Source organism: Tamlana carrageenivorans (genome assembly GCF_002893765.1).
Taxonomy (GTDB): domain Bacteria; phylum Bacteroidota; class Bacteroidia; order Flavobacteriales; family Flavobacteriaceae; genus Pseudotamlana; species Pseudotamlana carrageenivorans.
In genome coordinates this window covers 751325-763301 of record NZ_CP025938.1, presented here as the reverse complement: position 1 = coordinate 763301, position 11977 = coordinate 751325, and the positions used below count along the sequence as shown (strand labels likewise).

Annotated in this window: 13 protein-coding genes; 5 read left to right on the top strand and 8 right to left on the bottom strand. The window is 35.5% G+C overall.

From position 1 onward, the window contains the following. Nucleotides 1–14 precede the first annotated feature (14 nt). On the bottom strand, nt 15–983 hold the full coding sequence (locus C1A40_RS03580; protein ID WP_102994709.1) for a sodium-dependent bicarbonate transport family permease: 969 nt from the start codon (nt 981–983) through the stop codon (nt 15–17). A gap of 351 nt (nt 984–1334) precedes the next feature. On the opposite strand from C1A40_RS03580, the gene C1A40_RS03570 reads away from it, so the two are divergent. Further along, complete coding sequence (locus tag C1A40_RS03570) at nt 1335–2261, top strand: LysR family transcriptional regulator (RefSeq protein ID WP_102994707.1); 927 nt, start codon at nt 1335–1337, stop codon at nt 2259–2261. A 17-nt stretch (nt 2262–2278) separates the two neighbouring features. Here C1A40_RS03570 and C1A40_RS03565 read toward each other — a convergent pair whose 3' ends face one another. From C1A40_RS03565 to C1A40_RS03540, 6 genes are read right to left on the bottom strand one after another with little or no spacing between them, the layout of a single operon-like run. Then, the gene (locus C1A40_RS03565) at nt 2279–3043 is read right to left on the bottom strand and encodes a pseudouridine synthase (RefSeq protein WP_102994706.1); all 765 of its coding nucleotides are present in this window, start codon (nt 3041–3043) and stop codon (nt 2279–2281) included. 19 nt (nt 3044–3062) lie between these two features. Then, nucleotides 3063–3890, bottom strand: coding sequence for an alpha/beta fold hydrolase (locus C1A40_RS03560; RefSeq protein ID WP_102994705.1), 828 nt, complete (start codon nt 3888–3890; stop codon nt 3063–3065). Between the two features lie 3 nt (nt 3891–3893). Then, nucleotides 3894–4262 (bottom strand): cupin domain-containing protein, encoded by a 369-nt coding sequence (locus C1A40_RS03555; RefSeq protein WP_102994704.1) that lies wholly within the window; start codon nt 4260–4262, stop codon nt 3894–3896. Between the two features lie 23 nt (nt 4263–4285). After that, nucleotides 4286–5263: a YitT family protein gene (locus C1A40_RS03550; RefSeq protein ID WP_102994703.1), complete on the bottom strand. Its 978-nt coding sequence runs from the start codon at nt 5261–5263 to the stop codon at nt 4286–4288. A 10-nt stretch (nt 5264–5273) separates the two neighbouring features. Beyond that, the gene (locus C1A40_RS03545) at nt 5274–5831 is read right to left on the bottom strand and encodes a hypothetical protein (RefSeq protein ID WP_102994702.1); all 558 of its coding nucleotides are present in this window, start codon (nt 5829–5831) and stop codon (nt 5274–5276) included. 44 nt (nt 5832–5875) lie between these two features. Further along, nucleotides 5876–7417 (bottom strand): helicase HerA-like domain-containing protein, encoded by a 1542-nt coding sequence (locus tag C1A40_RS03540; protein ID WP_102994701.1) that lies wholly within the window; start codon nt 7415–7417, stop codon nt 5876–5878. Nucleotides 7418–7562: 145 nt separating this feature from the next. On the opposite strand from C1A40_RS03540, the gene C1A40_RS03535 reads away from it, so the two are divergent. Together C1A40_RS03535 and C1A40_RS03530 are read left to right on the top strand one after the other, a co-directional pair. Then, complete coding sequence (locus C1A40_RS03535; protein ID WP_102994700.1) at nt 7563–8192, top strand: 7-carboxy-7-deazaguanine synthase QueE; 630 nt, start codon at nt 7563–7565, stop codon at nt 8190–8192. A gap of 11 nt (nt 8193–8203) precedes the next feature. Then, entirely contained in the window at nt 8204–8515 is a 312-nt protein-coding gene (locus C1A40_RS03530; protein WP_102994699.1) for a DUF202 domain-containing protein, read from the top strand. Between the two features lie 53 nt (nt 8516–8568). Here the strand turns inward: C1A40_RS03530 and C1A40_RS03525 are convergent, their stop codons facing one another. After that, nucleotides 8569–9105 (bottom strand): DUF2911 domain-containing protein, encoded by a 537-nt coding sequence (locus tag C1A40_RS03525; protein ID WP_102997124.1) that lies wholly within the window; start codon nt 9103–9105, stop codon nt 8569–8571. A gap of 101 nt (nt 9106–9206) precedes the next feature. Between C1A40_RS03525 and C1A40_RS03520 the strand changes: the two genes are divergently transcribed. Further along, nucleotides 9207–10406, top strand: a complete 1200-nt coding sequence (locus C1A40_RS03520; protein WP_102994338.1) for an IS4 family transposase — start codon at nt 9207–9209, stop codon at nt 10404–10406. A 338-nt stretch (nt 10407–10744) separates the two neighbouring features. Further along, nucleotides 10745–11959, top strand: coding sequence for a sensor histidine kinase (locus C1A40_RS03515; protein ID WP_102994698.1), 1215 nt, complete (start codon nt 10745–10747; stop codon nt 11957–11959). Nucleotides 11960–11977: the final 18 nt, after the last annotated feature.

Sequence of the window (11977 nt, the reverse complement as noted above, 5' to 3'; positions counted from 1 at the left end):
TTTTTCGAGTATTGTTAAGTTATATTTATGATATATAAATATAGAGGCATGCCTAGTGTGATATTAAATGGAAATGTAATAGCTAATGCCATTGGGATATATAAACTAGGGTTAGCCTTTGGAGCTGCAATTTTCATAGCAGCAGGAACAGCAATGTATGATGCACTTGCTGCAAGAATAGCAAAGAGTAATCGGTTGCCAATATTTTCTGTAATGGCACTGCTTATAAGTGCAACCAAGCAGCCATTAATAACAGGTATGACAATTGCAAAATTTAATGCGAACCATCCTTTTTTAATGAAATCGGATAATTTTTTTCCGCTGGTAATTCCCATATCTAGTAAAAACACGGCTAGAAACCCCTCGAAAATATCTGTGGTAAATGGCTTAATGCCTTGCGCTTGTTCTTCGCTCGCCATAAAGCCAATTACGAGACTACCTATAATAATAAGGACACTGCCATTTGTAAGAGCGTGATGGATTACTTTTTTCATGGGTATGGTGTCTTCGTTTTGTTTTTGTTTTTTAAAAATGGTCATAAGAAATAATCCTATCATGATAGAGGGTGCTTCCATAAGGGCCATAACGGCAACCATATGTCCGCTAAAACTTAATTGTTCAAGCTCAAGAAAGGAGATGGTGGTTACAAATGTTACCGCGCTTACCGATCCGTAAGCGGCTGCAATAGCACCCGAATTTTGTGTGCTAAATTTTCTTCTTAGAATAAAATAAGTGTAAAAAGGAACAATAATCGCTAGGGAGATCCCAAAAAGTAACGACCATAATATTTCCATGGAAAAATCGCTATGTGCCAGTTCTTGTCCGCCCTTAAAACCAATGGCAAGAAGTAAATATAGAGAAATGAATTTTGATGAATTTTCTGGAATACTCAAATCGCTTTTTAATTGAACAGCGATAATGCCTAAAAAGAAAAAGAGTAAAGCGGGGTTGGTTAAATTGTCGAATAGTAAATGTAAATCCATTTATTGTAATGTGTATTTAGGTTTTAGATTGATTTTATGTGAATACTGAATATGAATGTTAAAATGATCCCCATGGTTAATATTTCAAAAATTAATAGGTTGTTGTGGCTTAGCGATAAATATATTAGCCCTAAAAACGAAATGAAAAATCCCAAAAGTTTAAGTGCAGTATTTGGTATTTTTTTAGCATGCCGTCCTAAAGAAATCCACTTGGAATTAGAGATTGTTTTGCTTTTTTTTCTCATTATAAAATCGCTCATTATTTAATTGTTTAAATTATTTGTGCAAATATTAGATGAATTATTTATATATTTTTATATATATTTATTATCATATATATAAAATTTATTTATGAAATATACATTGCATCAACTAGAGGTTTTTTATAAGATATGTGAGCTTCAAAGTGTTACAAAAGCTTCAGAAGAATTGTTTTTAACGCAACCTGCCGTTTCTATTCAGTTAAAAAATTTTCAAGATCAATTTCAAATACCATTATTTGAAGTGGTAGGAAGGAAAATTTATATCACCGAATTTGGGGAAGAAATTAAATTAGCAGCCGAAAAAATATTGAATGAAGTTCATGCCATTAACTATAAGGCTTTATCATTTCAAGGGGAATTGGCAGGAAAACTTAAAATAGCGATTGTTTCTACAGCCAAATATGTGATGCCCTACTTTTTAGCAGACTTTATTAATACGCATAAAGGCGTAGATCTTTCTATAGATGTTACTAATAAGGCCGAAGTTGTACGGTCATTAGAGAATAATGAAGTTGATTTTGCCTTGGTTTCAACCATCCCTAAACACTTAAAAATAAACCGTATTCAACTTATGGATAATAAACTGTACTTGGTTGGAGGTAAACCATACAAGTCTAAAGGAACATATATTTCTAATAAAGAAATTGAACAATTGCCTCTTATTTTTAGAGAACAAGGCTCTGCAACACGAAAACAAATGGAATATTTTTTAGCTTCTAATAAAATTTCGACTTATAAAAAAATGGAGTTAAAGTCGAACGAAGCCTTAAAACAGGCTATTATAGCGGGGTTAGGCTATTCCATTATGCCTTTAATCGGTATTAAAAATGAGCTGAAAAATAACGATTTGCAAATCATTCCCGTTAAAAAATTACCAATGACAACCGAATGGAATTTAATTTGGTTGAAATCGAAAAACATATCCACTATAGCAAAAAGCTTTATTTCGCATATTCACGATAATAAAGATGAAATTAGACGCACACACTTTAATTGGTATGAAGCATATGTTTAGTTGTTGGTACGATGTCCTTATTTTCTGGAGTTTGGTTTTTTGTGTTTTACATACTCTTTAGTAGAGTTGCTAATCAATTGGTTAAGCTCGGAAAATTCGGTTTGTGTGAGTTCACGATATTCACCAATAGGCATGTCTAATTTAATATTCATAATTCTAACACGTTTTAAGGTTTGTACCTCATAATTCAAGTAGTCGCACATACGACGAATTTGGCGGTTTAAACCTTGGGTTAAAATAATCTTGAATTTATAAGTGCTTAGTTTTTCAACATAACACTTTTTGGTGGTTTTATTTAAATCGGCAAGATGAATACCACCTGCCATACGTTCTACAAAAGTTTGAGATATGGGTTTGTCGACTGTTACCACATATTCTTTCTCGTGATTATTGCTGGCTCGAAGAATTTTGTTGACGATATCGCCATCATCCGTTAGGAGAATTAAGCCTTCACTGGGTTTGTCTAATCTTCCAATAGGAAAAATACGTTTGCCGTAGTTTATAAAGTCAATAATGTTATCTTTTTCAACTGAAGTGTCGGTCGTACAAACGATCCCTACGGGTTTGTTAAAAGCTAAGTAAACAAAACGCTCCTTGGTGTTTTTAATCTCCTTATCGTCAACAGCCACCACATCATTAGGTGCTATTTTTGTGCCTTTTTCTGGGACGACACCATTAATGGTTACACGGCCAGCTTCAATGAGTTTATCGGCTTCACGACGCGAGCAATAACCAACTTCACTTAAAAATTTGTTGATGCGCTTTAATTGAGATTCTTCCATGGTACAAAAATACAATAATTTAAGCCTTTAAAAATTCTAAAATATGCTGGTAAACGGCATCCGATTTAAGACGGTGTCCTAATCCTCGGGTTTTTATTAATTCAGCATTTTTATAATGTTTTTTAATGTCTAAAGCTTCTCTGTAAGAAATGATTTTATCTTGCTTGTCGTGAATAATAATTCCTGCTGTGTGGTTGTTTTTGTAAAAGTTTTCGGCACAATAATGACTTGGCAGATGATTAAAGTGTTTTAAATAGTAAGCGTCTATAGCTTTTCTAACCCTGTTGTTTAAGCCCATAAAATTAGCATAATTTTTAACTGAAATGGCTAAGTTTGATGGAGCTCCTAATAAAACATTTTTCTCAACCGACGGTAAATCATGGTTTTCCTGAGCTATAATACTGGCAGTAGCGCCTATAGAATGGCCAATAATGATTTTTGGTTTGTAGGTTTTAACCACTTCATGAATACATTCAGAATACAGGGGGGCATTAAATATTTTGTTACTAGAGTTTCCATGCGCAGGGGCATCAATGGCAACAATGTTGTAGTCTTCTTGTTGTAGTAATTCAATTAAATCTTTCCAACGAAAGGTATTGCTTTCCCAGCCATGTACAAGTAGTATGGTGTCTTTTGATCCGCCCCAAAGGTAGGTTTGAATGGTAATGTCGTTGTAAGTAACACTGTCCTTAATGGCCGTGTTTAAAAAAGCAGTTTGATCTTCGGTAATTTTTCCTTTTTGTGGTGTTGAAAATAATTTTACAGCATATTTAGCTGCTAATTTTGGTAGGATTAAACCTAAACTATTAATGGTTTTTCCTAAAATTTGAGGTATAATTTTACTCATGTATTAATCTTCTCGGTGCACTAAATCCATTGAAAATGCTGGTGTGCAAATCGCGATGTACTCACAAGCTTCTTTAAATGGATTTGAGTATTGCACTCTGGTGTCTTTTTCAATTTTAATGGATTGTCCGGCTTCTAAGATGACAGTTTCATCTTCAATAATAAATTGTTTTCTGCCTTTGATGATAAAGGTGAATTCTTCAAATTCTGGGGTTTGAAAAGGTTCACTCCAGCCAGCAGGGGCAACCATATGAGCGATACTTATATCTGAATTTCCATCGGAAGTTTTTCCAAAATGTTCTTTAATGATTTTGCCATCGGTTGTTGGAACAACAAAAGGCGTGTTCTGGAGGGTGTATTTTTTTCGAGACATCTTTTTAGTAATCTATGACGTTTTTAGTGGTCTTTCATGGGTTTTTTCTTTATCATACCACCTTTTAAATCTTTAACAATACCCATAATTATGAAGGCGTTTCTATCAATTTTATCAATTTCAGTTTGAAGTCTTGCCAATTCTAAACGGGTTACAACGGTATAGATAATGTCTTTGTCGTAACTTTCGCCCGAACTTCCAAAGCCACCTTTTCCAGCATAAATGGTGCAAGCGCGCTGAAGTTTTTGGGTAAGCATTATTCGTAAATCTTCGTGTTTATTGGAAATTATAGTTACTCCAACATATTCTTCAACCCCATCAACCACAAAATCTACTGTTTTGGCTGCTGCTAAATAAGTTAAAATTGCATAAAGCGCTGTTTCGATAGATAGTAAATAGGCGCCAACCGAGAAAATAACAATGTTTATTAATAGTAATACATCTCCAATGGTAAGCGATAATTTGCGCCCTAGGAAAATGGCTAAAACTTCGGTGCCATCAATTACACTACCGCCTCTCATAGACATTCCTATCCCTAAGCCTAGAAAGAAACCTCCAAAAACGGCTATTAAAAGCTTGTCGTCGGTAACGGTAGGGTATTCTATAAAGTGCACAACAAAGGCCAACATGGCAATGGCGACAATACTTTTAATGGCAAATTTCATACCTATGGTACGAGCTGCAAGGATGATAAAAGGTAAATTGACTAAAACAAGTAAAATGCCTAATTGTAAAGATGTAACATGTTCTAGTAATAATGAAATCCCTGTAGCCCCTCCATCGATAAATTTGTTAGGAAGTAAAAAACCTTTTAATCCAAACCCTGCTGAAAATACGCCAATAATAATTAGGATGTATTCCCTAACGGCATGCGTAAATTCAACTTGAAGTACCCTTACTAAAGGAACAATATCCCTTTTAGAAATTGGTTTGTCATCGTTCGATTTTTTTAGTTTTTTTCGAGCAATGTCTACTATAAGTTTAGAAAGAAAAGGGTTCATTTACAGTGTTTTAGTTGTCCCAGTTTAAGAAAAAGTATTTTACTTTTGCGTTATCGGGAATATGAGTTGGTTCAAATTTTAAATTCATATCAAATCTTAAATTTGAAGGTAATTCAGCTTTGTCAATAGTAAAACTGGCATTGATTTCATTAACAGCAACTACAACAGAATTAATTAAGTTGCTAATTTTTGAAATTTTATATTGGCTGTGAATATCTTTAAAAGTACTTATAGACGATATGTTTTTGTCCGTTTTATAACGAGGGTCTATAACCTGAACACTTGAAATTACAGAGGTAGAATCCAAAGCAAACTTAGGGGTTAACTTAAGGAGTTTATTTCCGCCCTTTTCGAAGATTTCAATGTTGTCGATATTGCCCAAAAACTCATCGCCAGCAATAAATTTAACAATCGAATCGTTGGGGAAAACGATATCTAAATCTTTAACTTGAGTAGAATCTGTAAGCAAGCCTATATGTTGTTTAGAGATTTCAAAAGGATTTTGTGTCTTGTTACAGCTTGATAATAATAAAGTTAAGGCGAATCCGCCTAATAGTAATTTACGCATTGGGTTTAATTAAGGTTTGTTGTTTATAATTGCCAAATATCGGTTTATTTTTTCATGACTTTAGTTAAAATTCCAAAAACACTTCTAATAAATGTGGCGCTGGTAAGGACTTTCACAATGGGGTTCATGGCAGAGCTTCGGGTTCGTGTGGTTCTAGAGCGTTTTTTCGATGCTGCTTTTTCTAGCGCTTCTTGCTCTTTTTTTGCTTTTTCCTTGAGTTCTTTAGCTTCGGCTTGCTCAATTTTATCGTTTAGAAGTTCATAAGCACTCTCTCGATCGATGGTTTCGTTATATTTTTTTACCAACTTGGAATGGGCATTTAAAGTATTTATTTCTTCCGCAGATAACACATCCATCCTGCTCATTGGAGCCCGCATAAGTGTTGCCGCCAATGGGGTAGGACGCCCTTTTTCGTCTAAAGCAGAAACTAAGGCTTCGCCAATACCTAGGGAAGTTAGTAATGCTTCGGTATCGTAATAATCGGAGTCTGGATAATTTTGTGCCGTTAGCTTTATGGCTTTGCGGTCTTTAGCGGTAAAAGCCCTTAAGGCGTGCTGTATTTTTAAACCTAACTGACTTAAAACCTCTTCAGGGACATCAGTCGGATTTTGGGTTACAAAATACAAGCCCACGCCCTTACTACGAATAAGCTTTACCATGCTTTCAATTTGATTCAATAAAGCTTTCGAGGCTTCATCAAAAATTAAATGCGCTTCATCAATAAATATAATGAGCTCAGGGCGGTCGCTATCACCTTGCTCAGGAAAAGTAGAATAAATTTCAGCTAAAAGACTAAGCATAAAGGTTGAAAATAGTTTCGGACGGTCTTGGATGTCTGTTAAACGAATGATGTTGATGTAGCCACGGCCATTTTCATCAATGCGAAGTAAGTCTTGGGTATCGAACGAGGTTTCTCCAAAAAATAAATCGGCACCTTGTTGTTCTAATTCTACAATTTTTCTAAGAATGGCTCCTGTTGAAGACGTTGAAATTCTGCCGTAAGCTTCATTAAATTCGGCTTTACCTTCTTGGGTAGCATATTGTAAAATTTTCTTAAAATCTTTTAAGTCTAAAAGTGGGAGTTTGTGGTTGTCACAATACTGGAAAATAACCGAAACAATACCAGATTGGGTTTCGGTTAGGTCTAAAATTCGTGATAAAAGTACGGGGCCGAATTCGCTAACAGTTGCTCGTAATCGCACGCCGTCTTGTTCCGAAAGGGTTAGCAGTTCAACCGGAAAACCTTTGGGTTCAAAAGGAAGGCCAATTTTTTCATGACGCTCGGTTATTTTAGGGTGCCCAGTACTTGGTTGTGCCAATCCGCTTAAATCCCCTTTAATATCCATGAGTAAAATAGGAATGCCTTTATCGCTTAAATTTTCAGCTAAAACCTGAAGTGATTTTGTTTTACCGGTACCTGTTGCTCCAGCAATTAATCCGTGACGGTTCATGGTTTTTAACGGGATTTTTACAAAAGCATTGGTTAGCGTTTCACCATCAAGCATGGCTGCACCTATCGGGATAAAATCACCTTTTGTAGTATTGCTCTCGGTTATGTATTTAAAAAAAGAGTCTTTGCTGCTCATGGGTATAGTTTTTGTATAAAAATACACGAAATAAAAAGAATGAAAAAATTAGTTTCTAATGCTGTAAAAAGCAGTTTTTTGAGCTTCGTTAATTTGAAATCTAAAAGCAAGAATTTGAAATAAGTAATATGTATCTTTGCAGCTTATGAAAGAAGAGATTAAATCACAGGTAGATAAAGGTGAAATGCTACCTTTAATGGAAGAGTTTTATACCATTCAAGGAGAAGGTTTCCATAAGGGAACGGCAGCTTATTTTATTCGTGTTGGTGGTTGCGACGTAGGTTGCCATTGGTGTGATGTTAAGGAAAGCTGGAATGCAGATCTACACCCTCCAACCGAAACCGCTAAAATTGTTGAAAACGCAGCAAAATATAGTGATACCATTGTGGTTACTGGTGGCGAGCCATTAACTTGGGATATGACCCCTTTAACCACGCAGTTAAAAGCTAAAGGATTGCAGGTTCATATTGAAACTTCTGGGGCTTATAAATTAACCGGTGTTTGGGATTGGATTTGTTTGTCGCCAAAAAAAATGAAACTGCCAACGCAAGAGGTTTACGATAATGCTAACGAGCTAAAAGTGATTGTTTATAATAAAGATGATTTTCGCTTCGCGGAAGAACAAGCGGCAAAAGTGAATAAAAATTGTATCTTGTACTTGCAACCCGAATGGAGTAAGCGCGATAAGGTCGTGCCCGAAATTGTGGATTATGTGATGGCCAACCCAAAGTGGAAAGTATCGCTGCAAACCCATAAATATTTGAATATTCCTTAAAAAGATAAACCATGAAACTTTTACGTTTTGGTCGCGATTTTACACCCGATGAAAAAGTTATTCTACGAGATTATTTAGCAATTGAACGCACACGTTTGGCGAATGAACGTACCTTACTATCCTACATAAGGTCGTCTTTATATTTGCTTATTGGTAGTTTTGCCTTTTTTCAATTAAAAGATTTTCCAAACTTTAAATATCTCGCCTTAGTGTCTGTAGTATTTAGTGTCATCTTTTTTGTTATTGGTGTTTTTAGATTTAGACTGCTAAAAAAGAGTTTAAAAAGACTGTACTACATGTCTGAAGAGGCTAAAGATAAATAGGTTTAGGCTATATGCCTTATGTGTAAAGCATACAGCCTAAGGCCTTATAGTACTTATTCTGTAAAAGGCACTGCTACGCGCACCTTGTCCCAGCCTAAATGCATGACAGCATTATCATCAAAAACAATAGAGAAGGCTTCAAGAGCATCATTTGCAGTAGTAACATCGGCTTTAACACGCACCACATCGTTGGCTTCATTATATGCGTAAGCGCCCCACACATTTACATCTTTGCTTAATATGATGGTCCATGATTTGTCCCCAGGAATGGTAAACAAAGAATATTCACCTGCTTTCACCGCTTTACCAGCAATTTTCATGTCTTTATAAAGTGTAATTGTTGGTGCTTCGTTGGCGCCTGTTCTCCAAACCTTATCGTTGGGTGCTAATTTACTTAATGCACGATCTTTTAGCTGCGGACGGCTATATATCACTTTTATAAGTTTGTTAGGTTCTTTGTAACTGGCAGGATAGGCTGCTGCGTCCATCGGACTCTTGTCCAATTTTGCGAATTTTTGAGCATTAACGTTAGTCGATAAAAATAATAAGCATACCAAGGCAAGGCTTGCAATAAAGGTTGAGTTTTTCATAATAAAATTCATTAGTGTCCGATAAAAGATTTAAAAAGCGGGATTTCCAAGATAGGATTTCCCGCTTATTTTGTATCTTGAAGTTATCACACATCCAAGATATGAATAAAAGTAAAAACTTTAGCGGACAACCCATAATCAAACAGGTATTAAATTTCATTTTGCCCAAAGATGTTCATCGGACAGCCAAAAAGCACAACAGCGATCGCTATACCAAAAAGTTTACCACCTATGAGCATTTGGCCACTATGGTATTTACCGTGATCAGTGGCTGTAGCTCACTTCGTGAGGTTTCCAGTATTATGCTTGCCTGCGAGGGAAAGATCAACCATCTAGGACTCACGGACTTTCCAAAACGCAGTACCTTGTCAGATGCTAACAGGAGAAGAAGCTCTGAAGTATTTGCCGATATTTATCATTTACTCTACAAACGTTACCATCGCTTTTTATCGGACAGCAGACCCTTAGAACCTGCAGTGAAGAACCTTAAAATCGTTGATTCCTCGACCATCCCCCTATTTAGCGACATTCTTAAAGGTGTAGGAAGGAACCCGCTCAACGGCAAAAAGAAAGGAGGTATCAAGATGCATACTATGATAAACGCCATGGAAGACGTTCCTTGTCTGATTAAGTTTTCAAGCGCGGCCACGCACGACCACACCTTTTTAAAAGACCTGGAACTCAAGAAGGGCTCTTATGTGGTTTTTGACAAAGGGTATGTGGATTATGAGCAATACCAAAAATGGACACTGGAAGATGTTTACTTTGTGACTCGGCAAAAGGACAATGCTCGCTATACAAGCCTTGAAGAGTTTGATATCTCCAATAAAGTGGACGATGCTGTCCTAAAGGACGAAAAAATAGGGCTTACGGACAAAAACGGCAACGCTTTTTCCCTGAGGAGAATCGCTTTTTGGCACGAAAAGCACCAAAAAGTTTATGAGTTCATCACTAATAATTATGATCTTGATGCAGACAAAATAGCCGACATCTATAAAAATAGGTGGCAGATTGAGACGATGTTCAAGCGGCTTAAACAGAACTTTCCGCTAAAGTATTTTTTGGGAGACAATCAAAATGCCATCGAAATACAAATCTGGGTCAGTTTGATAATCCAGCTCATTATGCTTGTGATCCAAAGAAAAGCCCAAAGAAACTGGGCTTATTCCAATATGATGTCCGTCATACGATACCATTTGATGACATATATCGATTTGTTCAAATTCCTGAAAAACCCAGAAGCTAATTGGGAAGAGATTACAACCAAAAACATTGGGCAATTAAGCCTTTTTGACCCATAAGGAGGTTCTGTTTTCAAAATAAAGAGTGCGATCAATAAAAAAGGCCAACACCAAAGCTTTTTTAGCTAATTCTGTTTTTTATCGGACAACAATAAATAAAATTATAATTTTTAGTTTTTAAAGTTAAAGGGAATTATTCTTAATGATATGGTAAATGTCGGTTTTAGATGTTAAAGTTTATCGGTATTTGGTTGCTCATTTCAAAACCGATTTAATATACAGCTAAACATAATTTTTGTGTTTAGAAGACTTCTGTAATTTATTGTTGTAAATGGCGTCATGTTATTTTAGGATATTATAAAGATATAAGTTATTTTGATTAGAAATTTTTGTCGCTAATGATAAGTCCTGAATTACCTAAAAATGAATACGAAAGGCAGTTAGCAGTTAATAAATATCGGCTATTAGATACTTTGCCAGAGGAAAGTTACGATAACATTACGGCTTTAATGGCTTATATATGCGAGGTTCCTATCTCTTTAGTGTCTTTATTAGATAGAGATCGTAATTTTTTGAAATCGCATCACGGAGTGCCTTTTAATGAATCGCCTAGAAATATGTCATTTTGTGGGCATGCTATTAATTCTGACGATGTGATAACCATCATTGAAGATTCAAGGGAGGATATTCGTTTTCATGATAATCCTTTAGTAACAGATTTTCAAGCGATTTTCTATGCAGGTGTTCCGGTTATTAATACCGATGGGTATAAATTAGGAACCCTTTGTGTTTACGATACCAAACCCAGACAATTAACAGATAATCAAAAAAACGCTTTAAAAGTCATGGCCAAGCAAGTTGCTCATTTATTCGAGCAGCGGTTTCAAAACATAAAACTGATGCAGCTTCAGGAAAATTTAAAGAAAAGGAATGACAACTTAAAAAAGTTTGCTAGGGTGGTGTCTCACGATCTTAAATCGCCATTATCCAATATTATTTCTTTAACCGAGTTGTTAGAAAGTAATAAAAAGAACGTTCTAGATGAAGAATCTCAGCAATATCTGGAATTCTTAAAATCTTCTTCATATACCTTAAAAAATTACATCGATGGTTTATTAAAGTTTTACAATAGTGATGACTTACTTAGTAAACGAAATGAAGTTATTTTGGTTGATGATATTCTAACAGAATTGAAACAGATCACTAATCTGGATCATACGGTGTCTTTTCTTTTAGAAGGAAATTCCACCGAAATTAAAACGAATAAATCAGCCTTAATGCAGGTTTTGGTGAATTTAGTAACGAATTCGATAAAGTATAATAAAAAGCCAAAAACGGAAATTAGCATTGCTATTTCGGAAACGGAAACAGCATATTTGTTCGCGGTAGCAGATAATGGAGATGGGATTCCTGATAAGTTCATTGCTAAAATCTTTAATCTTTTTAGTATTGCGGGTTCCGAAGATAAATATGGCAATATAGGTACTGGTATTGGTCTGGCTACCGTAAAGAATATTATAGATAATCTAGGTGGAGAAATAAGTGTGTCCTCTGAAATGGGCCAAGGATGTACTTTTTCATTTTCTATCCTGAAGAATTATAGTCCTAATTAGAAGCTCAGCATAGTTTTT

Bases quoted from the DNA above. Each gene is read 5' to 3' on its own strand.
- C1A40_RS03525 (WP_102997124.1), bottom strand. From the start codon at position 9,105: ATGAAAAACTCAACCTTTATTGCAAGCCTTGCCTTGGTATGCTTATTA.
- C1A40_RS03580 (WP_102994709.1), bottom strand. From the start codon at position 983: ATGGATTTACATTTACTATTCGACAATTTAACCAACCCCGCTTTACTC.
- C1A40_RS03560 (WP_102994705.1), bottom strand. From the start codon at position 3,890: ATGAGTAAAATTATACCTCAAATTTTAGGAAAAACCATTAATAGTTTA.
- C1A40_RS03565 (WP_102994706.1), bottom strand. From the start codon at position 3,043: ATGGAAGAATCTCAATTAAAGCGCATCAACAAATTTTTAAGTGAAGTT.
- C1A40_RS03535 (WP_102994700.1), top strand. From the start codon at position 7,563: ATGAAAGAAGAGATTAAATCACAGGTAGATAAAGGTGAAATGCTACCT.
- C1A40_RS03540 (WP_102994701.1), bottom strand. From the start codon at position 7,417: ATGAGCAGCAAAGACTCTTTTTTTAAATACATAACCGAGAGCAATACT.
- C1A40_RS03515 (WP_102994698.1), top strand. From the start codon at position 10,745: ATGATAAGTCCTGAATTACCTAAAAATGAATACGAAAGGCAGTTAGCA.
- C1A40_RS03545 (WP_102994702.1), bottom strand. From the start codon at position 5,831: ATGCGTAAATTACTATTAGGCGGATTCGCCTTAACTTTATTATTATCA.
- C1A40_RS03520 (WP_102994338.1), top strand. From the start codon at position 9,207: ATGAATAAAAGTAAAAACTTTAGCGGACAACCCATAATCAAACAGGTA.
- C1A40_RS03555 (WP_102994704.1), bottom strand. From the start codon at position 4,262: ATGTCTCGAAAAAAATACACCCTCCAGAACACGCCTTTTGTTGTTCCA.
- C1A40_RS03550 (WP_102994703.1), bottom strand. From the start codon at position 5,263: ATGAACCCTTTTCTTTCTAAACTTATAGTAGACATTGCTCGAAAAAAA.
- C1A40_RS03570 (WP_102994707.1), top strand. From the start codon at position 1,335: ATGAAATATACATTGCATCAACTAGAGGTTTTTTATAAGATATGTGAG.
- C1A40_RS03530 (WP_102994699.1), top strand. From the start codon at position 8,204: ATGAAACTTTTACGTTTTGGTCGCGATTTTACACCCGATGAAAAAGTT.